Annotated in this window: 20 protein-coding genes; 12 read left to right on the forward strand and 8 right to left on the reverse strand. The window is 58.5% G+C overall.

Going from position 1 to position 21,810, the window contains the following annotated elements; genetic code table 11:
* Window positions 1-169: 169 nt before the first annotated feature.
* The gene (locus ABVN21_RS00410; RefSeq protein WP_339554782.1) at window positions 170-1,486 is read right to left on the reverse strand and encodes a nucleotide sugar dehydrogenase; all 1,317 of its coding nucleotides are present in this window, start codon (window positions 1,484-1,486) and stop codon (window positions 170-172) included.
* Window positions 1,487-2,295: 809 nt separating this feature from the next.
* Entirely contained in the window at window positions 2,296-3,075 is a 780-nt protein-coding gene (gene yaaA, locus ABVN21_RS00415; RefSeq protein WP_339556563.1) for a peroxide stress protein YaaA, read from the reverse strand.
* 260 nt (window positions 3,076-3,335) lie between these two features.
* On the opposite strand from yaaA, the gene ABVN21_RS00420 reads away from it, so the two are divergent.
* From ABVN21_RS00420 to ABVN21_RS00445, 6 genes are all read left to right on the forward strand, one after another.
* On the forward strand, window positions 3,336-4,460 hold the full coding sequence (locus tag ABVN21_RS00420; protein WP_339556564.1) for a polysaccharide deacetylase family protein: 1,125 nt from the start codon (window positions 3,336-3,338) through the stop codon (window positions 4,458-4,460).
* A 360-nt stretch (window positions 4,461-4,820) separates the two neighbouring features.
* Window positions 4,821-6,215, forward strand: a complete 1,395-nt coding sequence (locus tag ABVN21_RS00425) for a PhoH family protein (RefSeq protein WP_339556565.1) — start codon at window positions 4,821-4,823, stop codon at window positions 6,213-6,215.
* A 223-nt stretch (window positions 6,216-6,438) separates the two neighbouring features.
* Window positions 6,439-6,912, forward strand: a complete 474-nt coding sequence (gene moaC, locus ABVN21_RS00430; RefSeq protein WP_034148967.1) for a cyclic pyranopterin monophosphate synthase MoaC — start codon at window positions 6,439-6,441, stop codon at window positions 6,910-6,912.
* On the forward strand, window positions 6,909-7,151 hold the full coding sequence (locus ABVN21_RS00435) for a MoaD/ThiS family protein (RefSeq protein ID WP_339556566.1): 243 nt from the start codon (window positions 6,909-6,911) through the stop codon (window positions 7,149-7,151). The genes moaC and ABVN21_RS00435 overlap by 4 nt, the downstream gene beginning before the upstream one ends.
* 3 nt (window positions 7,152-7,154) lie before the next feature.
* A complete protein-coding gene (gene moaE, locus ABVN21_RS00440) occupies window positions 7,155-7,607 on the forward strand; it encodes a molybdopterin synthase catalytic subunit MoaE (protein WP_339556567.1) in 453 nt (150 codons plus the stop codon).
* A gap of 278 nt (window positions 7,608-7,885) precedes the next feature.
* Window positions 7,886-8,662 carry an ABC transporter substrate-binding protein gene (locus ABVN21_RS00445; RefSeq protein WP_339556568.1) on the forward strand — a complete coding sequence of 259 codons (777 nt, stop codon included), beginning with the start codon at window positions 7,886-7,888 and terminating at the stop codon, window positions 8,660-8,662.
* Window positions 8,663-8,766: 104 nt separating this feature from the next.
* Here ABVN21_RS00445 and ABVN21_RS00450 read toward each other — a convergent pair whose 3' ends face one another.
* From ABVN21_RS00450 to ABVN21_RS00470, 5 genes are all read right to left on the reverse strand, one after another.
* Complete coding sequence (locus tag ABVN21_RS00450) at window positions 8,767-9,393, reverse strand: PAS domain-containing protein (protein WP_339556592.1); 627 nt, start codon at window positions 9,391-9,393, stop codon at window positions 8,767-8,769.
* 106 nt (window positions 9,394-9,499) lie between these two features.
* Window positions 9,500-10,627, reverse strand: a complete 1,128-nt coding sequence (locus ABVN21_RS00455; protein WP_339556569.1) for an FAD-binding oxidoreductase — start codon at window positions 10,625-10,627, stop codon at window positions 9,500-9,502.
* A 125-nt stretch (window positions 10,628-10,752) separates the two neighbouring features.
* Window positions 10,753-11,700, reverse strand: a complete 948-nt coding sequence (locus ABVN21_RS00460) for an ornithine cyclodeaminase family protein (RefSeq protein WP_339556570.1) — start codon at window positions 11,698-11,700, stop codon at window positions 10,753-10,755.
* A 140-nt stretch (window positions 11,701-11,840) separates the two neighbouring features.
* The gene (gene rhlB, locus ABVN21_RS00465; RefSeq protein WP_339556571.1) at window positions 11,841-13,328 is read right to left on the reverse strand and encodes an ATP-dependent RNA helicase RhlB; all 1,488 of its coding nucleotides are present in this window, start codon (window positions 13,326-13,328) and stop codon (window positions 11,841-11,843) included.
* A 111-nt stretch (window positions 13,329-13,439) separates the two neighbouring features.
* Window positions 13,440-14,096, reverse strand: coding sequence for an alpha/beta fold hydrolase (locus ABVN21_RS00470; protein ID WP_339556572.1), 657 nt, complete (start codon window positions 14,094-14,096; stop codon window positions 13,440-13,442).
* A gap of 469 nt (window positions 14,097-14,565) precedes the next feature.
* On the opposite strand from ABVN21_RS00470, the gene ABVN21_RS00475 reads away from it, so the two are divergent.
* The 6 genes from ABVN21_RS00475 to ABVN21_RS00500 all read left to right on the forward strand — a co-directional run bounded on the left by ABVN21_RS00475 (window position 14,566) and on the right by ABVN21_RS00500 (window position 20,953).
* Window positions 14,566-15,597 (forward strand): amino acid ABC transporter substrate-binding protein, encoded by a 1,032-nt coding sequence (locus ABVN21_RS00475; protein WP_034148977.1) that lies wholly within the window; start codon window positions 14,566-14,568, stop codon window positions 15,595-15,597.
* Window positions 15,598-15,662: 65 nt separating this feature from the next.
* Window positions 15,663-16,844 carry an amino acid ABC transporter permease gene (locus tag ABVN21_RS00480; protein ID WP_339556573.1) on the forward strand — a complete coding sequence of 394 codons (1,182 nt, stop codon included), beginning with the start codon at window positions 15,663-15,665 and terminating at the stop codon, window positions 16,842-16,844.
* Between the two features lie 10 nt (window positions 16,845-16,854).
* A complete protein-coding gene (locus ABVN21_RS00485) occupies window positions 16,855-17,952 on the forward strand; it encodes an amino acid ABC transporter permease (protein WP_339556574.1) in 1,098 nt (365 codons plus the stop codon).
* Window positions 17,953-17,982: 30 nt separating this feature from the next.
* Entirely contained in the window at window positions 17,983-18,747 is a 765-nt protein-coding gene (locus tag ABVN21_RS00490) for an amino acid ABC transporter ATP-binding protein (protein ID WP_339556575.1), read from the forward strand.
* Between the two features lie 249 nt (window positions 18,748-18,996).
* On the forward strand, window positions 18,997-19,656 hold the full coding sequence (locus ABVN21_RS00495) for a FadR/GntR family transcriptional regulator (RefSeq protein ID WP_339556576.1): 660 nt from the start codon (window positions 18,997-18,999) through the stop codon (window positions 19,654-19,656).
* Window positions 19,646-20,953, forward strand: coding sequence for a CynX/NimT family MFS transporter (locus tag ABVN21_RS00500; protein ID WP_339556577.1), 1,308 nt, complete (start codon window positions 19,646-19,648; stop codon window positions 20,951-20,953). Before ABVN21_RS00495 ends, ABVN21_RS00500 begins: the two co-directional genes overlap by 11 nt.
* Window positions 20,954-21,072: 119 nt before the next feature.
* Here ABVN21_RS00500 and ABVN21_RS00505 read toward each other — a convergent pair whose 3' ends face one another.
* Window positions 21,073-21,684, reverse strand: coding sequence for a DUF1120 domain-containing protein (locus ABVN21_RS00505; protein ID WP_339556578.1), 612 nt, complete (start codon window positions 21,682-21,684; stop codon window positions 21,073-21,075).
* Between the last annotated feature and the right edge of the window lie 126 nt (window positions 21,685-21,810).

Raw genomic sequence — 21,810 nt, forward strand, 5'->3', positions numbered from 1 at the left:
GTCAGTTGCAAGTCTCGCGCCCCCTGTAGGAGTCGGCGCCCGCTTGCGGCTTGCCGGCGATGGCGATCTCAGGTACGCCATCGCTGGCAAGCCAGCTCCTACAGATTTGTGGTGAATGTGTAAGAGCCGGCTTGCCGGCAATCGGCGCGAAGCGCTTACAACCTGCCGGTTACCAGCAGATGCCTTCGGTCCGGCCAGTCACGCTGGTGGCCTTGGACATGAAGCCAACCAGGTCGATCACTTGCTTGCCGTGAGGAACGTTCTGCACCAGGGAGCGGAATTTCTCGTCACGGTTGCCGAGGATGATCACGTCGGAGTTGTTGATCACGTCGTCAAAGTCAGCGTTGAGCAACGACGAAACGTGCGGGATCTTCGACTCGATGTAGTCCTTGTTCGCACCGTGGACACGGGCGTACTCGACGTTGCTGTCGTAGATGCTCAGATCGAAACCCTTGCCGATCAGCATTTCTGCCAGATCAACCAGCGGGCTTTCGCGCAGGTCGTCGGTGCCGGCCTTGAAGCTCAGGCCCAGCAAGGCGACTTTGCGTTTGTCGTGGCTTTCGACGATGTCGAAGGCGTTCTGTACCTGGGACTCGTTGCTGCGCATCAGCGAGTTGAGCAGCGGCGCTTCTACGTCCAGGGAACCGGCGCGGTAGGTCAGGGCACGCACGTCTTTCGGCAGGCACGAGCCGCCGAAGGCGAAACCCGGGCGCATGTAGTACTGGGACAGGTTCAGGGTCTTGTCCTGGCAAACCACGTCCATCACTTCACGACCGTCGACACCGACAGCCTTGGCGATGTTGCCGATCTCGTTGGCGAAGGTCACCTTGGTGGCGTGCCATACGTTGCAGGTGTACTTGATCATCTCGGCAACGGCGATGTCCTTGCGGATGATCGGTGCGTCGAGCTCTTCGTACAGCGATTGCAGAACGTCACCGGACGCTTTGTCGAACTCGCCGATGACGGTCATTGGCGGCTGATCGTAGTCGGCGATGGCAGTGCTTTCGCGCAGAAACTCAGGGTTCACCGCAACACCGAAATCAACACCGGCCTTCTTGCCGGAGCAGTCTTCGAGGATCGGGATTACCACGTTGGCCACGGTGCCCGGCAGTACGGTGCTGCGCACCACGATGGTGTGGCGGGTGGTCTTGTCACGCAGGACAAAACCGATCTCGCGGCACACGGCTTCGATGTAGTTCAGTTCCAGGTCGCCGTTCTTCTTGCTCGGCGTGCCGACGCAGATCATCGACAGATCGGTGTCACGAATCGCCTCGGCGAAGTTGGTCGTGCCACGCAGGCGGCCCGTCTGAATACCTTGCGCCAGAAGTTCACCCAGGCCCGGTTCAACGATCGGCGATTTGCCGGCATTGATCATATCGATCTTGTCTTTGGCAACATCTACGCCAACGACGTCATGGCCCCGTGCAGACAGGCAACCGGCACATACTGCGCCAACGTAACCCAAACCAAATATGCTGATGCGCATCGCAATTACCTCTGTATAGATCAAGCCACTAGATGGCCGGAGTTAATGGTGTTCAGCGTTTATAGTGCACTCGCTAGTGCTGCTTACAGGCGCAACAATGCCGTGTGCTGGCATATAAGTTATGAGTGTCTAAATAAGTGCACCCAAGGTGTGCGTAACTAAGTCTTATTGTTATGACTTGCCCTGTTATGCAGCTAATCCTCTATTCAGAAGATGCTCGTGCAATGATCTTGCGCGCTCAATGCCAGGCTGGAAGCCCTTAAATCAAGCGGTTGGGTGCTCGAGTGAGCACGTTTATAGGGGCGCTGCCATGGCCTAGTAGGGGATAGCCATTGAGCGTTATCTCCTGTCCGTTTTGTGTTGCCCAAATCAGGGATTAGTCAGCCGAAGTTAATATGACAACTTCGCTACATGAATCTCTGCTTTGCGTAAGTTTTCTCCTACAACCTCTGTGAGAATCGTTACCGGTGGTATGAGCGGTGCATTTGGACATAGTTCCGATCCGCTCATCATGAAATCTGAAATTTTTTGAAATATTGAGAAAGATGGCACTGCTCTCATATTGATAGCACTTGCCGTTTCGCCCTTTGTATATAGGCGGATTATCGAAGGGGATAGTTTTTTGCCACTACTGATAAAAATTTTCAGTGCCACTACTGAAAAAAAAGATCGAAGTCGAGTGAAACTAAAGTTAGAAAATAGACTGATGGGTTTCTGGCGCCATAAAAATGGCGAAAAAAGCAGGGGGAGAAGGGGGGATCAATGGGCGGCGCACGACGCTTTTTGACGTCGTGCGCCAACCCGGTGCATCACTCTGGTGCGTGATCGCGCAGGAACACCAGATTGTCCGGTTTAGACTGCTCGGCGCTGTAGCGATAGCCTTGAACGTCGAACCGCTTGAGCGCAGCCGGATCGTTGATGCGCTCTTCAATGACGAAGCGGCTCATCATGCCGCGGGCCTTTTTCGCGTAGAAACTGATGATCTTGTACTGACCATTCTTCAGATCCTTGAACTCGGTGTTGATGATGCGAGCGTTGAGGGCGTTGCGTTTGACCGCCGAGAAGTATTCGTTGGAGGCCAGGTTCAGCAGCACGTCATCGCCTTGATCGGCCAGGGCTTCGTTCAGCCATTCGCTGATCCGCGTGCCCCAGAAGGCATAAAGGTCCTTGCCGCGGGCATTGGCCAGTTTGGTGCCCATTTCCAGTCGGTACGGTTGCATCAGGTCCAGCGGGCGCAGCAGGCCGTACAGGCCGGAGAGCATGCGCAAATGCTGCTGGGCGTAATCGAAATCGGCTTCGCTGAAGGTTTGCGCATTCAGGCCGGTGTACACGTCGCCCTTGAATGCCAGCAAAGCCTGCTTAGCATTCTCGGGCGTAAACGCCGGGGTCCAGCTGCCGAAACGCGCGGCGTTGAGCCCGCCGATCTTGTCGGAGACGTGCATCAACTCGCTGATCTGCGCCGGCGTCAGGTCGCGCAATTGCAGGATCAACTCCTGGGAATGGTCGAGGTATTGCGGCTGGGTGAAACGCTGGGTCGCCGGCGGTGTTTCGTAATCGAGGGTCTTGGCGGGTGAAATCACCATCAGCATGAAGTCGTCTCCTTTAATCGTGGGGGCGATTCTAGGGGGTTGTCCTTGTTGACTCCAGCTATCGGGGTAATAGGTGATCGGTGGTGTCATGGGACAAGAGATCGACATCATCAACCGAGGCCTGTAGGCGCCGGCTTGCTGGCGAGTCGGACGATGCGGTATTTCAGACACGCTGCCATCGCTGGCAAGCCAGCTCCTGCAGGGAGAGGCGTTCTCGCGATGATATAGTGCCGCGCGGGTTTTGTTATGGAGACATCCCATTGCGCATCGCTTTTCTATTATCGGCCTGGCTTTTGAGCTTCGGCGCCATGGCGGCTCCCTCAGACGTGGCGACCCTAGATCGAACTACTTGGCCTGAACAGCTCAGCAATCCAACGCTGTTCGACGTGGCCTCGCGCGCGGAGATCCTGATGTTCGCCCACATACTGCTGGCCAGCGAAGCCCTGGACGAACCGACGCTGGCCCAGCGTTTGGGCTTGCGCAGCATCAACATGGAGTCGATCAACCGTGTGCGCCAGCATATGTGGCAACGCCTGCTGAGCAACTACAACTTCGCTCAGCAAAGCTGCGATCAGGACGCTTCGTTCTGTTTTCTGGTCGAGGACATGCCGACCCTGCGCGAACAAGCCACCAAGTTTCAGATCAGCGAAGACAGCTACTACATCAAGTGGGCCGAGCCGAGCCGTCAGTTTCATACCCAGTACCTGGACGAGCAGTTGCGCAAGGCAGCGCTGTTTCCACAAGTCAGCAGTGAAGTCGATCATTTCGGTGACTATGAGCGCAGTGGCGACGGGATGCATGACCGGCTTTTTCTGCTGACCTTCGACAGCGCCGCGAATGCCATACCGGACAACACAGCCTGGGTCACGGAGTATCTGCGAAAGTCGAATATGAGCGGCACATTCTTCGTCCTCGGCAAGGACATCCAGGCACGTCTGGCCGAGCGTTCGGTGGCCAGCCTGCAATCGACGTACTCAACGCAGTGTGTCGGCGTGCAGGGGTGGGAATTCCGCTCCCACAGCCATTGGCAGGACTGGCAGGATTCGGTACATCGCAGCGCCGAACTGGTTAAAGGCAAACTACCGGAAAACTATGTACCGCTGTTCCGTCCGCCGGATGGCCAGCGCCGGTCCGATGCCGAAGGCTTCTTCAAGTCCCAGGGCTTGCAGGTGGCGCTGTGGGACATCGATGCCCAGGACGGTGCCGGCAAGCTCAAGGGCAGCCAGAGCGCGCAACGGGTACTGACCCTGATGCTGCTGTGGCGCCATGGCGTGATCAACTTCAATGTGAAGCAGGATGGGGTAAAAACGGCGTTGCCCTGGCTGATTACGCACACGGCGCAAAGCGGCATCGGCTGGGAGGATTGCCAGAGCGGGTTCCAGTGAAAGCCGGAAGGCGTTTTGCTGAAATCGCGCAATGCCCGTAAACATTGGGCGGGGGGCGATTTTTGCAGACATTTCGATACAGGCGGACTTCCGACTGTAAACGGGTGATGGCAGTCCGCCAAGTGCTATTGGTCATTCTGAAAAATAAACTTCAAAAAAACGTCAAAGTGCTTTTTTCTGTCATGTGTTTTGGAGTATTACGAAGACAGACCGCCGAAACCTGCAACACAGGTGGCGTCTTCCAAGACCCAGCTTTGTATGCAGTTCACTTGAGTCCCCGCAGGTGAGATTCGGCAGTCACTTCGAGGCGCAGCACCGCCAAGGTATTGCGTCGACTGGCTCCCACAAAGGTGACCGAGTATGGATGATCACGGACGTAGCTCTTCTTCCAACCAGCCAATCCTTTATGTACTCGATACCAACGTATTGATTCACGATCCAAACGCGCTGCTCAATTTCGAAGAACACCATGTCGCCATCCCGATGACCGTGCTGGAAGAGCTCGACAAGCTCAAGAGCGGGCATCACAGCGTGGCTGCCGAATGCCGTCAGGCCATCCGCCTGATCGACAAGACCCTGGGTGATGCCTCTCCCGAGGACGTTGAGCAGGGCGTGCCGATCCAGCGGGGCAAGAGCGGGCCGAAGGGCTTGCTGTCAATTCTGATGAGCAAGCGTGCCGAGCCGAGCATCATTCTGCCCGAGCATTTGAACGACAACATCATCATCAATCAGTTGATCGACCTGCACGCGCGCGATCCGAAATTGCCTGTGGTGCTGGTCACCAAAGACATCAACATGCGCCTCAAGGCCCGAGCTTGTGGGATCGCGGCCGAGGACTACAGCACCGACCAACTGGTCGACGACGTGTCGCTGCTGCCCAACGGTTACCACAACATGACCGGTTCCTTCTGGGACCGTGTGAGCAAGGTCGAAACCCGTCAGGACCACGGCCGCACCTGGCATCAGGTGCAACTGATCGACAACCTGCCGGCGGTGCACATCAACGAGTTCATCATCGATGAGCAGGGTTTTGTCGGCTGGATCAAGGAGATTGAAGAAGACAAGTTGCTGATTCTGGACCTGCACCAGGAACCGTTGTTGCACCAGGAAGCCTGGGGCCTGAAGCCACGTGACATCTATCAGAGCCTGGCGCTGTACGCCTTGCTTGATCCGGACATTCATCTGGTCAACCTGTCCGGTGCCGCCGGTTCCGGTAAAACCATCCTGGCGCTGGCCGCTGCAATCGAGCAGACCATGGTCAGCAAACGCTATCGCCGGATTATCGCTACCCGTAGCGTGCAGGGCCTCGATCAGGAAATCGGCTTCCTGCCTGGCACCGAAGCGGAAAAAATGGAGCCGTGGCTGGGCGCCATCACCGACAACCTCGAAGCCTTGCACATGGACGACGAAAGCACCCATGGCAGCGTCGACTACATCCTCAGCAAGGTGCCTTTGCAGTTCAAATCGCTCAACTACATCCGGGGGCGCAGCTTCCAGCAAAGCCTGATTTTGATCGATGAATGCCAGAACCTCACGCCGCACCAGATGAAAACCATCATCACCCGTGCTGGCGCCGGTTCCAAAGTGGTGTGCCTGGGCAACCTGGCACAGATTGACACCCCTTACCTGTCCGCGACCAGTTCCGGGCTGACCTACCTCACTGAACGCTTCAAGGATTTCCCGAACGGGGTGCACATCACCCTGCAAGGGGTGCCACGTTCGATTTTGGCCGAATACGCCGAATCGCATTTGTAATTGCTTCATCCAAAACCGGGCGGCCCTCGCAGGCCGCCCGGTTTTTTTTGCCATACGCACAACCCTGTAGCTTGCCGGCGATGGGGTCGTGAGCGCTACGGTGAATTCAAAGCCGCCATCGCTGGCAAGCCAGCGCCTACAGGTTGTGGGGTGTCCGATAATCATGCGTGCGGAAAATTGACCCGCAGGTTTACAATCGACGCTCCTGATCAGGAGTAATTCCGTGCTGACTCATCTCGATTCCCAAGGTCGCGCCAATATGGTCGACGTCACTGAAAAAGCCGTGACGTTCCGTGAGGCGACGGCCCAAGCGCTGGTGCGCATGCTCCCAGAGACCCTGCAGATGATCGTCAGCGGCGGTCACCCCAAGGGTGATGTGTTCGCCGTGGCGCGCATCGCCGGAATTCAGGCGGCGAAGAAAACCAGTGATTTGATTCCGCTGTGCCACCCGCTGATGCTGACTGGCGTCAAGGTTGAGCTCAGTGCCGAAGGCGACGACAGCGTGCGCATCGTGGCGCGCTGTAAGTTGTCCGGGCAGACCGGCGTCGAGATGGAAGCGCTGACCGCCGCCAGTGTCGCGGCGCTGACCATCTACGACATGTGCAAGGCCGTCGATCGCGGCATGACCATTGAAAGCGTGCGGCTGCTGGAAAAGGTTGGCGGCAAGAGCGGTCATTTCCAGGCGGATCAGCCATGAACATCACCGTTAAGTTTTTCGCTCGTTATCGCGAAGCATTGGGCGTGGATTCGGTGAAGGTCGAAGGCAGCTTCGCCACGGTCGACGATGTGCGTTTGCTGCTGGCTCAGCGTGACGGCGCCGACGTTCTGACCGAGCAAAATCTGATGTGCGCCCGCAACGAAGACCTCTGCCAGCTCGACGAGCCGGTCAGCGATGGCGATGAAGTGGCGTTCTTTCCGACCGTGACCGGAGGCTGAGCCATGGCCATTCGCGTGCAAGCCACGGCGTTCGATCCGGGAGCTGAAGTCAATGCCATGCATCACGCCAATGTCGGCGTCGGCGCGGTGGTGAGTTTTGTTGGGTACGTGCGCGATTTCAATGACGGGCTCGATGTGGCCGGGATGTTCCTCGAACACTATCCGGGCATGACCGAAAAAGCCCTCGGCAAAATAGCCACCGAGGCCGAGCAACGTTGGCCGTTGCTCAAACTGGAAGTGCTGCATCGCATTGGCGCGCTGGAACCGGGTGAGCCGATCGTCTTCGTCGGCGCCGCCAGTGCACACCGTCAGGCAGCGTTCGATGCCTGCGCCTTCGTGATGGATTACCTGAAAACCCGCGCGCCGTTCTGGAAGAAGGAAAACACCAGTGATGGCCCGCGTTGGGTTGAAGGGCGTGACAGTGATCATGCGGCGGCGGATCGCTGGAACAAATAACCTCTGCAATGCACTTCAATCAGCCATCGCTAGCAGCTAGCTCCCACAGGTTTTGTGTGCAGCGCAAATCCATGTGGGCGCCAGCCTGCTGGCGATCTGCACCGCTAAAAAACTTGATGTCCCACCTCCCGACCACCGGCCGGCACGGGCTGCTTTTGCCCGATTGACGATCCATACATTAAAGTCCAGTATGGAATTATAAGTACAAATAAGGCTTCCATCCGCTTCAGCTTTTTCTTCTGCCTTGCCAAACCAACAACAACCCGCGAGAAACGAACATGAAGAAGTTTCCCCTCATCACCAGTCTGGCCCTGAGCCTGTTGGCGTGCAGCTCTGTGTTTGCCGCCGAGAAAACCTTGCGAATCGGTATCGAAGCGGCCTATCCGCCATTCGCTTCCAAAACCGACAAAGGCGAGATCGTTGGTTTCGACTACGACATCGGTAATGCCTTGTGCGCACAGATGCAGGTCAAGTGTGTGTGGGTCGAGGGTGAGTTCGACGGTCTGATTCCTTCCCTGAAGGTGAAGAAAATCGACATGGCGCTGTCGTCCATGACCATCAACGAAGATCGCAAGAAGTCGGTGGATTTCACCCACAAGTACTACTTCACCTCCTCGCGTCTGGTGATGAAGGAAGGCGCTGTGGTGGATGATCAGTACGCCAGCCTCAAGGGCAAGACGATTGGCGTGCAGCGCGCAACCACCACTGACCGGTATGCCACTGAGGTGTTTGAACCCAAGGGCATCAACGTCAAGCGTTATGGCAACAACGAAGAGATCTACATGGACCTGGCGGCCGGTCGTCTCGATGCGATTTTTGCCGACACCATTCCGCTGAATGACTTCCTGTCGATGCCGCGCGGTAAAGGCTATGCGTTTGTCGGACCGGAATTGAAGGACCCGAAATACGTGGGCGAGGGCGCGGGGATTGCGGTGCGCAAGGGGAATGCCGAACTGGTTAGCCAGTTGAATACGGCCATCGATGGCATTCGTGCCAATGGCGAATATCAGAAGATTTCGGATAAGTATTTCAAGTCCGACATCTACGGCGACTGATCAAACGCCATCGCTAGGCTAGCTCCCACAGGTTTTGTGTACACCGAAAATCCATGTGAGAGCCAGCCTGCTGGCGATGGGGTCAGATCAGCCCCTGTAAATCTTCAGCCCTTCAATTCCTTCAAATGCTTGTACACCGTCGCCCGGCCCATGTTCAGCACATTGGCCACATAGTTCGACGCGCTTTTGCCCTTGAACGCACCTTCGGCATGCAGCGCCAGCACCAGCTCCCGTTTGTGATCGCGAGTCAGCAGGTTCAGGCTCAGCTGCCGTTCGCGCAGCCAGTTGTGCAGAAAGGTATTGATCCGCTCCTGCCAGTCATCGCGAAACAACGAGTCCGGTTGCGGGATCAGCTTGCTTGGTGACAGAAACAGATCCAGCGCAGCCTTGGCATTCTCGAACAGCGAAATATTCAGATTGATGCACAGCACCGCCAGCGGATGACCTTCACTGTCGCGCAGCACAGTGCTCAGGCTGCGAATTTTCTGACCATCCCAATTGAGCTTTTCATACGGCCCGATGTTACGTTCGCTGACGTCTTCACTGAGCATATCTTCCAGCGCCGAATCGTCGCCAATCTCCCTTTTCGACAGGTTGTTGGCGATGTAATCAACCTTTTGCGTGCGCAGGTCATGCAGCACGACCTCGGCGTGAGGAAAGAACAACGTGGCGATGGCATCGGCGATCGCCCGGAAGTTATCCAGGGATGTGTCGATCAGGGTCGGATCTATTTCGGGGGCGTTCATGCGTTGTGGCTCCGGGCAGCATCAGCGCCCCGAAAGACGGGGCTCTGAAAGTGTGCCGCAATCGTGGCGGCGCGTCACCTGAGGCAGAAAATCAGCCCAGGCGTGCAGGGGAGAGCATTCTGGCGCTCAGACCGAAGCGGGTGAGTTGCTCGGGCAGCGCTTCACCGCGTACCAGCGCCGCGCTGGCCTGGCCCATGGCCGGCGAGGTCTGGATGCCGTAGCCGCCCTGTGCCGCGACCCAGAACAGCCCGGGAACCTGTGGATCGAAACCGGACAGCAAATCGCCATCGCTGACGAAACTGCGCAGGCCGGCCCAGGTGCGGGTCGGGCGGCGAATGGTCAGGGTCGTGGCCTCTTCGATCTGGTAAATGCCCATGGCGATGTCCAGCTCTTCGGGCTGCACGTCGTGGGGCTCGACCGGGTCGGCGTTGGCCGGCGAGCCGAGGAACATCCCGGCATCGGGTTTCATGTAGAAGGATTCGTCGAGGCTGACCAGCATCGGCCAATGATGAATGTCCACACCCTCGGGACCGGCAAAGATGAACGCCGCGCGACGCTTGGGTTGCAGGCCCAGCGGTTGGGCGCCGGCCAGTTCGCCGATTTTGTCGGCCCAGGCGCCAGCCGCGTTGATGATGACCGGGGCGCTGTAGGTCCCGGTTTTGGTCTGTACGTGCCACAACTCGTCGGCGTCACGGCTGAGGCTCAGCACTTCGCAGTCGGTATGGACTTCGCTTTTATTGCGGCGGATGCCACGCAGGTAGCCTTGGTGCAGGGCGTCGGTATCGATGTCGCTGGCAGTCGGGTCGTAGATCGCACCGTGGACTTTTTCCCGGCGCAGGATCGGCACGCGGGCGCAGGCTTCGTCGGCGCTGAGTAATTGCATCTCCGGCACCGTGGCTTTTGCGCTCAGGTATTGGTTGTTCAGTTCAGCCGCATCACCGGTGAAGTCCACGGTCATTTCGCCGCGCGGGGTCAGCAGCGGGTGTTCGCAGAAACCGCTGGGTGGCGCGTCGAAAAACTCGCGGCTCGCCAGGGTCAGCGCGCGGACCTGAGGGGTGCCGTAGGCGGCGGTGAACAGGGCTGCCGAACGTCCGGTGGAGTGATAGGCCGGATGGGATTCGCGTTCAAGCACAATCACACGGCCGTACTGCGACAGCCAGAAACCGGTGGAAGCGCCGGCGATACCGCCGCCGATGATGATGAAATCTGCCTGGCTCATGAGAATCTCCTGTTATCGGTTATCCCTGTAGGAGCCGGCTCGCTGGCGATGGCATCGCTGCGGTTCATCTGATGGACCGCGGCGTCTGGATCGCTGGCAAGCCAGCTCCTACAGGTTTCGTATGGTTAGGGCAGCAGGCGATAGATGGCATTGGCCAGCGCGATGTCTTCCAGGCCCAGGCCGATCGAGCGGAAGAACACGTGACGGTCGTAGCCTGGACGTTGCACTTTCTCGCTGAGCAGCTCGGGCAGGTCGCCGACAATCGCCTTGTTATTCCAGCCATGCAGCTCGGCGGCAATCAGCATTTCTCCCGCCGAGCCCGGGGTAGTCACACGGTAGTCGCAGAATATTTGCATGTCGTTGAGGCTCTGCGGCGGAACCTCGTGGGCACGTGGGGCGTTGGTGCTGATGGAGGTGATCAGTGCCGGTTTGTTCAGGCTGGCCGGATCGATCACCGGGCCGGCGGATGAGGTGCAGAGCATGATCACGTCGGCATCTTGAATCGCCGCCTCGCGACTGTCGGCAATAGTCAGGCGTGGGTCGAGGTTTCGCAGTTGGTCCAGCTCTTCGGGGCTGGCCGAGCTCAGGTTCGGCGAATACAGGCTGATGCTCTGCCAGTCCCGCAGTCCTTTCACATAGTGCAGATGCGCCTGGGCTACTTTACCGCTGCCGATGATTGCGAGCCGCGTCGCATTCAGGGGTGCCAACGCATCCACCGCCACAGCGGTCGTGGCGGCGGTACGGGCCGTGGTCAGTTCGCCAGCATCGCAGAGCAGCAGCGGTTGGCCAGTCTGCATCGACATCAGCAAGGTCCAGGCAGTCACCAGTGGCCCTTGTTCGTGCACGATGTAAGGCGAAGTCTTGACCCCGTAAACCCCGTCTTCGGCCAGCACACCCAAGTAATTGATGAAGTCGCCGGCACCCTGTGGAAACTCCACCAGTTGCTGCGCCGGTTGCACTGCTTGCCCAACCGCCAGGTCGCGGAACAGCTTGCGCAGGATTTGCGGCACATCCACCTGCGCCAGCAACTCGCGGGCCTGGGGTTGGGTGATCATGTTGGGGATGCTGGACATATTGGGCTCCGGGAGCAAAAACTAAACTTATTTGTCTATTATGGACATTTAGTTTCTATGAACAAGCACCTGTTGGAAAAACCGGACGAAAAAAAAGCGCAGTCCGTTTCCGGCTGCGCCTTTTTTCGGCAAGTCGTCCGTTACGGACGTTTGCGCTCAACCGCCCGCAGCAAATGCGTCGGTGGTGTTTCACAGCTGATCTTGCGCCCCAGCTTTTCTTCGATGGCCGGCAGTTGGTACGAATCGTCCTCACCGGCAAAACTGATGGATACACCATCGGCGCCAGCACGACCGGTACGGCCGATGCGGTGCACGTAGTCGTCCGGGACTTCCGGCAGGGTGAAGTTGATCACGTGGCTGATGCCGTCAATGTGGATACCACGACCGGCCACGTCGGTGGCGACCAGCACGCGGATCTTGCCTTCGCGGAAACCTTCCAGCGTCTTGATGCGCTTGTGCTGCGGCACATCGCCGGACAGTTGCGCGGCATTGACGCCATCACGCACCAGGCGTTCTTCGATGCGCCGCACTTCATCCTTGCGGTTGGCGAAGACGATGACCCGCTCCCAGCCGTTATCGTTGACCAGGTTGTAGAGCAGTTTGTATTTGTCGGCGCCGGCCACCGCGTAGATGTGCTGCTCGACGTTTTCGTTGGCCACGTTGGTGACTTCGATTTCGACGATGGCAGGGTCGGTGGTCCATTGCTTGGCCAGGTTCATCACGTCTTCGGTGAAGGTCGCGGAGAACAGCAGCGTCTGGCGCTCATTCTTCGGCGGGGTCTGGCGAATGATGGAGCGCACTTGCGGGATGAAGCCCATGTCGAGCATGCGGTCAGCTTCGTCCAGCACCATCACTTCGACCATATCCAGGTGCACGTCGCCGCGTTGGTTGAAGTCCAGCAGGCGGCCCGGCGTGGCGACGAGGATGTCGCAGTGACGGGCTTCGAGGTGCTTGAGCTGCTTGTCGAAGTCCATGCCGCCGACGAACGTCATAACGTTGAGGCCGGTGTATTTGGTCAGGTCCGCTGCGTCCTTGGCGATCTGCACCACCAGCTCGCGGGTCGGTGCGATGATCAGTGCCCGCGGCTCGCCCATGTAGCGCTCTTTCGGCGGCGGGGTTTGCAGCAACTGGGTGATGATCGAAATCAGGAACGCGGCGGTTTTGCCGGTGCCGGTCTGGGCGCGGCCGATGGCGTCTTTGCCGGCGAGGGTGAAGCCCAGTACTTGCGCCTGGATCGGCGTGCAATACGGGAAGCCCAGGTCCTGGATGGCGTGCATCAATTCGGGGGCGAGTTTGAAATCGTGGAAGCGGGTTTTGCCTTCCTGGGGTTCGACGACGAAATCTTCGAGTTTCCACGGAATGACCGGGGCTTTTGGCTTCGGTTCGCGACGTGGTTTGGCGGGTTTCGGCGTTTCGCTGCGCGGTTGCTCGGCGGCGGATTGCACGACAGGCTCGGCGGCCGGCGCGCTCTTGGGTTCGTGTTTCGGTGCCGCTACGGGAGCGGTCCGACCAGACTGATGACCGTCGGTGCGGTGGCTGGGAGTGTGAGACGGAGCGCTGGGGACTGGCGCGAGTTGCTCAGTCTCGCTTTTACCGAACATTTTCTTGAGTGCTTTGAGCACGGTCATCTCATCAATTGGTTAAGGAATGTACGCCGGCCAGTGTAATGCAAGAATCGGGCGCGGCGTAGTGGGATGGATCAAAGGGCTCTTTTAAACAAAAAAAGACCGATAAAACGTTTAACGCAACCGTTCGCCGAGCCAGACGCCGATGTCGCGGATCTCCTCGGGTAACACTTCGTGGCCCATTGGGTATTCCTGCCATGTCACGGTGACACCACGCTGCTTCAAATGCTCAAAGGCGCTGCGTCCCATCGAGTTTTGCACCACATCATCGTACTGGCCGTGCAAGCACATCACCGGCGTCCGTTGCTGACTGGCGGACAATTCGAGCTCGTCGCTGAAAGTCGGTGCATAAGTGGAGAGGGCAAGTACGCCACCCAGCGGTCCCTGCCATTTCAGAAACGCGGTGTGTAAAACCACGGCGCCACCTTGGGAAAAACCGGCCAGAAAAATCCGCGAGGCGTCTATTCCGATGGCTCGCTGCACTTCGATCAGATTAATGACGCGTTGTGCCGACTCCTCCAGTTGATCGCGATTGATCGCGCGCGCCGGGCTCATGGCCAATATGTCGTACCAGCTCGGCATCTCGTAGCCACCATTGATCGTGACTGCACAGGTGGGCGCCTGGGGCAAAACGAAGCGGGTGGTCAGCAGGGTTTCCTGCAAGGCCTCGGCGACCGGCAGAAAGTCGTAGCGGTCGGCGCCCAGGCCGTGCAGCCATATAACGCAGGCGTCTGCGGGCTTCACGGGTTGAAGAATCAGGGGCTCGGTCATGGCTGCTCCAATTTTGTGCGTGCGCTCTCATTGAGTGCGAGGTCTGAGGGCGCCTCTGGTTGATCAGTTACGAAGATGTCGCAAGGTTACAAGTTTTGCTATTGACCTGTCGCTTAACCGCTTTAGCAGCCGGTGTGGTACGGGCTTTGCTATGGGGAAGCGGTGCAACCCATCTCAGCGTCTGGCGGTAACACTATCAGTGTACTGCTGCACGCGGGATAGCAAAAAATCCGGTGATGGATGTTCGCCAAAGGCCGCTACGGGCTTCGCGAACGTGAAAGGGCTACAGCCCGTTCGGCCGATTGGTGAGAAGTGAGTTGTCCTTTATGTGGATTTTCTCCTACTAGACTCATGGCTACGGTCCTTACGTCGGTTGACCCTAGAAAAAGCCAACACGGGTCAACAACGCCTCAAAAGGGTGCGACAGGACTCACGCTCCGACACAACAAGAGCAAAACTGGAGGTTTGAATGAAGATGTTGAAATCCACCCTGGCCGTCGTGACTGCAGCCGCAGTACTCGGCGTCAGCGGGTTCGCTCAGGCGGGCGCGACCCTGGATGCAGTGCAGAAAAAAGGTTTCGTACAGTGCGGTGTGAGTGACGGTCTGCCGGGTTTCTCGGTTCCAGACTCCACTGGCAAGATCGTGGGTATCGATGCTGACTACTGCCGTGCTGTAGCGGCTGCCGTTTTCGGCGACGCGACCAAGGTCAAGTTCAGCCAGTTGAACGCCAAGGAGCGCTTCACCGCGCTGCAATCCGGCGAAATCGACATCCTGTCGCGCAACACCACCATGACCAGCTCGCGTGACGCAGGCATGGGTCTGAAATTCCCGGGCTTCATCACTTACTACGACGGCATCGGCTTTCTGGTTAACAATAAGCTGGGCGTGAAGAGTGCCAAGGAACTGGACGGTGCAACCATCTGCATCCAGGCCGGTACCACCACCGAGCTGAACGTTTCCGACTACTTCCGTGGCAACGGTCTGAAATACACCCCGATCACTTTCGACACCTCCGACGAGAGCGCCAAGTCGCTGGAATCCGGTCGTTGCGACGTGCTGACCTCCGACAAGTCCCAGCTGTTCGCCCAGCGCAGCAAGCTGGCCTCGCCGAAGGACTACGTAGTTCTGCCAGAAACCATTTCCAAAGAACCTCTGGGCCCGGTCGTACGTAATGGCGACGACGAGTGGCTGGCCATCGTGCGCTGGACTGGCTACGCCATGCTCAACGCTGAAGAAGCCGGCATCACTTCGAAGAACGTCGAAGCTGAAGCCAAAGGCACCAAGAACCCGGACGTAGCCCGTCTGCTGGGTACCGACGGTGAATACGGCAAAGACCTGAAAGTGAAGAAAGACTGGGTCGTGCAGATCGTCAAGCAAGTCGGCAACTACGGTGAAGTGTTCGAGAAAAACCTCGGCAAGAACACTCCGCTGGAAATCGACCGCGGGCTGAACGCCCTGTGGAACGCTGGCGGCATTCAATACGCACCACCAGTGCGCTGATGGTTCTATCACCCGGTGGGCCAACCACCGGGTGATGTTCTGTTCCATTATTTCCGGGGCACTTCATGCAAAATTCAATCGGCGCACCAAAGCAGAGGCTCAGCCTCAGCGATCCACGAGTGCGTGCGTGGGTATTCCAGATCATCACCATTGTCGGTGTGGTCTCGTTAGGCTGGTTTCTGTTCGACAACACGCAAACCAACCTTCAACACCGGGGCATTACTTCCGGTTTCGACTTTCTTGAGCGCAGTGCCGGTTTCGGCATCGCTCAGCACCTGATCGACTACACCGAAGCGGACAGCTATGCGCGGGTGTTTGTCATCGGCCTGCTCAACACTCTGCTGGTGACCTTCATTGGCGTGATCCTGGCCACCATCCTCGGCTTCATCGTCGGTGTGGCGCGGCTGTCAAAGAACTGGATCATCGCCAAACTGGCGACGGTGTATGTGGAGGTTTTCCGCAACATTCCGCCGCTGCTGCAAATCCTGTTCTGGTATTTCGCGGTGTTCCTGACCATGCCGGGGCCGCGTAACAGCCACAACTTCGGCGATACCTTCTTCGTCAGCAGCCGTGGCCTGAACATGCCGGCCGCGCTGATGGCCGACGGTTTCTGGGCGTTCGTGATCAGCGTCGTCGTGGCCATCGTCGCCATCGTGCTGATGTGCCGCTGGGCCAACAAGCGCTTTGAAGCGACCGGCGTGCCCTTCCACAAGTTCTGGACCGGCCTGGCGATCTTGCTGGTGATCCCGGCCCTGTGCGCGCTGATCTTCGGCGCGCCACTGCATTGGGAAATGCCGAAGCTGCAAGGCTTCAACTTCGTCGGCGGCTGGGTGCTGATTCCGGAACTGCTGGCCTTGACCCTGGCCCTGACGGTGTACACCGCGGCGTTCATCGCCGAGATCGTACGCTCGGGCATCAAGTCGGTCAGCCACGGCCAGACCGAAGCGGCGCATTCGCTTGGCCTGCGCAACGGTCCGACCCTGCGCAAGGTGATCATCCCGCAAGCCCTGCGCGTGATCATTCCACCGCTGACCAGCCAATACCTGAACCTGGCGAAGAACTCCTCGCTGGCCGCCGGTATCGGTTATCCGGAAATGGTTTCGTTGTTCGCCGGTACGGTGCTGAACCAGACCGGGCAGGCGATCGAGGTGATTGCGATCACCATGAGCGTGTACCTGGCGATCAGTATCAGCATTTCCCTGCTGATGAACTGGTACAACAAGCGCATTGCGCTGATCGAGCGGTAAGGAAAAGCGCATGAGTACTCATACTTTCAAACCTGACATGCCTCCACCGAGCAGCAGCATCGGCGTGGTGGCGTGGATGCGCGCGAACATGTTCTCCAGCTGGCTCAACACCCTGCTGACCCTGTTCGCGTTCTACCTGATCTACCTGGTCGTGCCGCCGATCCTGCAGTGGGCGATCATCGACGCCAACTGGGTTGGCACAACCCGCGCCGACTGCACCAAGGAGGGCGCCTGCTGGGTGTTCATCCAACAGCGCATCGGCCAGTTCATGTACGGCTACTACCCGCCGGAACTGCGCTGGCGCGTGGACCTGACCGTGTGGCTGGCGGTCATCGGCGTGGCGCCTCTGTTCATCTCGCGCTTCCACCGTAAAGCGGTGTACGGCCTGAGCTTCCTGGTGCTGTATCCGATCATTGCCTGGTGCCTGCTGCATGGCGGCGTTTTCGGCCTGACCCAAGTGGCGACCAGCCAATGGGGCGGCCTGATGCTGACCCTGGTGATCGCCACCGTCGGTATTGCCGGTGCGTTGCCGCTGGGGATTGTCCTGGCGCTGGGTCGTCGTTCGAACATGCCGGCGATTCGTGTGGTCTGCGTGACCTTCATCGAATTCTGGCGCGGCGTGCCGTTGATCACGGTGCTGTTCATGTCCTCGGTGATGCTGCCGCTGTTCCTGCCCGAAGGCATGAACTTCGACAAACTGCTGCGAGCCTTGATCGGCGTGATCCTGTTCCAGTCGGCCTACGTGGCCGAAGTGGTGCGCGGCGGTCTGCAAGCGATCCCCAAAGGTCAGTACGAAGCAGCCGCAGCGATGGGTCTCGGTTACTGGCGCAGCATGGGCCTGGTGATTTTGCCGCAAGCCCTGAAGCTGGTGATTCCCGGCATCGTCAACACCTTCATTGCCCTGTTCAAGGACACCAGCCTGGTGATCATCATCGGCCTGTTCGACTTGCTCAACAGCGTCAAGCAAGCCGCCGCCGACCCGAAATGGCTGGGCATGGCCACTGAAGGCTATGTGTTCGCGGCCCTGGTGTTCTGGATTTTCTGTTTTGGCATGTCGCGCTATTCCATGCATTTGGAACGCAAACTCGACACTGGCCACAAGCGCTAAAGCGCCGTACCTAATTTAGGAAGTTCTTTTATGAGCGAAGCCATCAAACAACCGTCGAGCTCTGAAGGCATTATTCAGATGCAGGGCGTGAACAAGTGGTACGGCCAGTTCCACGTGTTGAAAGACATCAACCTGAACGTCAAGCAGGGCGAGCGTATCGTCCTGTGCGGGCCGTCGGGTTCCGGCAAGTCCACCACCATTCGTTGCCTCAATCGTCTGGAAGAACACCAGCAGGGCCGCATCGTGGTCGATGGCGTGGAACTGACCAACGACCTCAAGCAAATCGAAGCGATCCGCCGCGAAGTCGGCATGGTGTTCCAGCACTTCAACCTGTTCCCGCACCTGACCATCCTGCAGAACTGCACCCTGGCGCCGATGTGGGTACGCAAGATGCCCAAGCGCAAGGCCGAAGAAATCGCCATGCATTACCTGGAACGCGTACGCATTCCGGAGCAGGCGCATAAATTCCCGGGGCAACTGTCCGGCGGTCAGCAGCAACGTGTGGCGATCGCCCGGGCGCTGTGCATGAAACCGAAAATCATGCTGTTCGACGAACCGACTTCGGCACTCGACCCGGAGATGGTGAAAGAGGTTCTGGACACCATGATCGGCCTGGCGGAAGACGGCATGACCATGCTTTGCGTAACGCACGAAATGGGCTTCGCCCGCACCGTGGCCAACCGCGTGATCTTCATGGACAAGGGCGAAATCGTCGAACAGGCCGCGCCGAACGACTTCTTCGACAACCCGCAGAACGACCGCACCAAACTGTTCCTGAGCCAGATCCTGCATTGATCGAACCCAGGCACTGAGATAAACCCGGACCGAGTTCCGGGTTTATTTTTGCCCGCAATTTACTGCCCAACACAACCCTGTAGGAGCCGGCTTGCTGGCGATGGCGGTCTCTCATTGAAATCGACGTCGACTGATGCACCCTCATCGCCAGCAAGCCGGCTCCTACAAAAAGTTGGGTTGCCCTAGTGGGAGATGCTGACTAACATGTCCGAAAATTCATCCTATGATTGGATGAAAAAGGCAAATCCTATGTCAGAAATTTCTCCTCTCATTAAGCGGTCCCTGGTCGATCAGGCCCTGGATCAGTTGCGCCAACGCATCAACCAAGGTGTCTGGGCGGTGGGTCAACGCTTGCCCACCGAGCCCGAACTCTCCGCCGAGCTGGGCATCAGCCGCAACACCGTGCGTGAAGCCATGCGCGTGTTGGCATTTTCCGGGTTGATCGAGATCCGTCAGGGTGATGGCAGTTATCTGCGGGCCGTGATCGACCCGCTGGACACGCTCAAAGCGTTGTCGCGCTGTTCCCTGGAACAGGCCCGCGAAACCCGCCACATCCTTGAAGTCGAGGCCATCGGCCTGGCCGCATTGCGCCGTACCGATGAAGACCTGGCGGCATTGCGCGAGGCATTGGGGGTCAGCGGCAGCCACTATCACGGCGATCTCGATACCTACATCGCCTGCGATCTGGCGTTCCACCGTCGTCTGGTGGATGCCGCGCACAACCCGACCCTCAGCGAGTTATATCGCTATTTCTCCAGTGTCGTCGGCGCTCAGCTTCGCCATTGTCTGAACATCAGCCCGCGCCGCCAGGAAGTGTTCGACCTGCATATCGAACTGCTCGATGCCGTCGAGCAACGCGACCCGGAACGGGCCAAAGCCCTGTCGAGGCAATTGATCAATGAACCTTGAACCCGAGAAATCCATGTCCAGCATTCCAGGCAACAGCGCTCAACCCAAACGCACCACGGAGTTGGAAGAACTGCTGATCGATGCCGAAGCCGATGATGAACAAGTCCAGCACCCGCACCCGGTTTTACGCCGGCCGTGGTTGTTGCTGCTTGGCCTGGTTCTGGTTGCATTGAACCTGCGCCCGGCGCTGTCGAGCATGGCGCCGATGCTCAGCGAGGTGTCGAAGTCCCTTGGATTGAGCGCATCCAAGGCCGGTTTGCTGACCACGTTGCCGGTGCTGTGCCTGGGACTGTTCGCGCCATTGGCGCCGGTGCTGGCACGACGTTTTGGCGCTGAGCGAGTGGTGTTGGGGATTCTCCTGACGTTGGCCGGCGGGATCATCCTGCGCAGTTCCTTTGGCGAGATCGGCCTGTTCGCCGGCAGTGTTCTGGCCGGTGCCAGCATCGGTGTAATCGGCGTATTGCTGCCGGGCATCGTCAAGCGCGACTTCCCGAAACAGGCCGGAACCATGACTGGTGTCTACACCATGGCGCTGTGCCTGGGCGCGGCCATGGCGGCGGGCGCAACCGTGCCGTTGAGCGAACACTTCGACAAGAGTTGGGCGCTGGGCCTCGGTTTCTGGGTGATTCCGGCGTTGGCTGCGGCGATTTTCTGGTTGCCGCAGGTGGGGCAGAAACACGGTTCGCATCACGTTGCATTCCGGGTGCGAGGCTTGCTGCGCGACCCTTTGGCCTGGCAAGTGACCTTGTACATGGGGCTGCAATCGTCGCTGGCTTACATCGTATTCGGCTGGTTGCCGTCGATCCTGATCGGTCGCGGCCTGACGCCGACCCAGGCCGGTCTGGTGCTGTCGGGTTCGGTGATCGTGCAACTGGTCAGTTCCCTGGCGGCACCGTGGCTGGCTACCCGTGGCAAAGATCAACGCCTGGCCATTGTGATCGTCATGGCGCTGACGCTCGGTGGTTTGTTCGGTTGCCTGTACGCGCCGATTGAAGGCCTGTGGGGCTGGGCAATTGTGCTGGGACTGGGGCAGGGCGCGACGTTCAGCCTGGCACTGACGCTGATCGTGCTGCGCTCGCGCGATTCCCATGTCGCGGCGAACCTGTCGAGTATGGCCCAGGGCTTCGGCTACACCCTGGCATCGATGGGGCCGTTCGCGGTCGGCATCGTGCATGACTGGACCGGTGGCTGGTCGGCCGTGGGCTGGATCTTCGGGGTCATTGGCCTCGGCGCGATCATCGCCGGGCTCGGCGCCGGGCGTTCGCTGTATGTGCAGGTGCACAGCGAAAAAGTCTGAGCCTGACGGTAATGCTGTTTACCGAAAGTGCAGGGGTGCAATCAGCGCCCTGTGGCGAGGTTGAGGCGAGTGAGGCGGTACCACACGTGATGACGCGAGGAGAGTGGTACCGCGTGCACTTACAGGTACATCACTTCGATGGTGACTTCTCCGTTGATGCTTTGATCGTCATTGAGTGTCAAACCGTTTGCCGGGGCAATGTAGGTATTTACAGAAAACGGTGTGCTGAGATCTTTCACCGGGACCGGCGTGCCAGATTGATGAGCGAACGACAGGAGATTGCTCGGAGATAAGCTGTTCGAACTCTCCCAGCTTGCTCCGCCGTCATCCGAGGTAATCGGTCGTAGTCGCTGCCCATCGGCCTCTGGATTGGATACGCGAAGTATGATGGCACCCAGTTTTTCGTCGGCCGTGGTGAGTCCTAGACCAAAGTAAGCAGGGAAAGTTGAGGTACCCGCCATGTGATCGATTGCATTCAGTGCGAGCAGAGTCGGCGCGTCACACGCTACGGTCAATTGCAACGTGTTGTTGCCCACTGGTGTGTCGGAGGTTGGATGAAGGGTATGCGACGGGATTTTCCCGAGCTCTATTTGACCGCCTTCGGACAGGCTCGGCGAGCAGGCCGCCGGGGTGATGATTCCGGTAACGGTCAGGTCAGTCGAAGACGCCAGGGCATAAGGCGCAACGCCGAACAGTGCGGTGGCGGAGAGTGCCGCGATGTACTTTTTCATGGGGTTTATCAGTCCTTCAGAAGTTGTTTTCCATCTCAGGCAAAGCGCCGGGGATGGAGGTGCAAGCCGAATCCTTCGCCCTGGCATGGCGAGTGGTTCGGCGTCGGGTGTGCTCACCGAAAATGC

Origin of the sequence: Pseudomonas sp. MYb327 (genome assembly GCF_040438925.1) — a bacterium.
Lineage (GTDB): Bacteria > Pseudomonadota > Gammaproteobacteria > Pseudomonadales > Pseudomonadaceae > Aquipseudomonas.

Excerpts from the sequence above, each read along its gene's own strand:
- ABVN21_RS00410 (WP_339554782.1), bottom strand. The coding sequence starts at position 1,486 with ATGCGCATCAGCATATTTGGTTTGGGTTACGTTGGCGCAGTATGTGCC.
- yaaA (WP_339556563.1), bottom strand. The coding sequence starts at position 3,075 with ATGCTGATGGTGATTTCACCCGCCAAGACCCTCGATTACGAAACACCG.
- ABVN21_RS00425 (WP_339556565.1), top strand. The coding sequence starts at position 4,821 with ATGGATGATCACGGACGTAGCTCTTCTTCCAACCAGCCAATCCTTTAT.
- ABVN21_RS00435 (WP_339556566.1), top strand. The coding sequence starts at position 6,909 with ATGAACATCACCGTTAAGTTTTTCGCTCGTTATCGCGAAGCATTGGGC.
- moaE (WP_339556567.1), top strand. The coding sequence starts at position 7,155 with ATGGCCATTCGCGTGCAAGCCACGGCGTTCGATCCGGGAGCTGAAGTC.
- ABVN21_RS00445 (WP_339556568.1), top strand. The coding sequence starts at position 7,886 with ATGAAGAAGTTTCCCCTCATCACCAGTCTGGCCCTGAGCCTGTTGGCG.
- ABVN21_RS00455 (WP_339556569.1), bottom strand. The coding sequence starts at position 10,627 with ATGAGCCAGGCAGATTTCATCATCATCGGCGGCGGTATCGCCGGCGCT.
- ABVN21_RS00460 (WP_339556570.1), bottom strand. The coding sequence starts at position 11,700 with ATGTCCAGCATCCCCAACATGATCACCCAACCCCAGGCCCGCGAGTTG.
- rhlB (WP_339556571.1), bottom strand. The coding sequence starts at position 13,328 with ATGACCGTGCTCAAAGCACTCAAGAAAATGTTCGGTAAAAGCGAGACT.
- ABVN21_RS00470 (WP_339556572.1), bottom strand. The coding sequence starts at position 14,096 with ATGACCGAGCCCCTGATTCTTCAACCCGTGAAGCCCGCAGACGCCTGC.
- ABVN21_RS00475 (WP_034148977.1), top strand. The coding sequence starts at position 14,566 with ATGAAGATGTTGAAATCCACCCTGGCCGTCGTGACTGCAGCCGCAGTA.
- ABVN21_RS00480 (WP_339556573.1), top strand. The coding sequence starts at position 15,663 with ATGCAAAATTCAATCGGCGCACCAAAGCAGAGGCTCAGCCTCAGCGAT.
- ABVN21_RS00485 (WP_339556574.1), top strand. The coding sequence starts at position 16,855 with ATGAGTACTCATACTTTCAAACCTGACATGCCTCCACCGAGCAGCAGC.
- ABVN21_RS00490 (WP_339556575.1), top strand. The coding sequence starts at position 17,983 with ATGAGCGAAGCCATCAAACAACCGTCGAGCTCTGAAGGCATTATTCAG.
- ABVN21_RS00495 (WP_339556576.1), top strand. The coding sequence starts at position 18,997 with ATGTCAGAAATTTCTCCTCTCATTAAGCGGTCCCTGGTCGATCAGGCC.
- ABVN21_RS00500 (WP_339556577.1), top strand. The coding sequence starts at position 19,646 with ATGAACCTTGAACCCGAGAAATCCATGTCCAGCATTCCAGGCAACAGC.
- ABVN21_RS00505 (WP_339556578.1), bottom strand. The coding sequence starts at position 21,684 with ATGAAAAAGTACATCGCGGCACTCTCCGCCACCGCACTGTTCGGCGTT.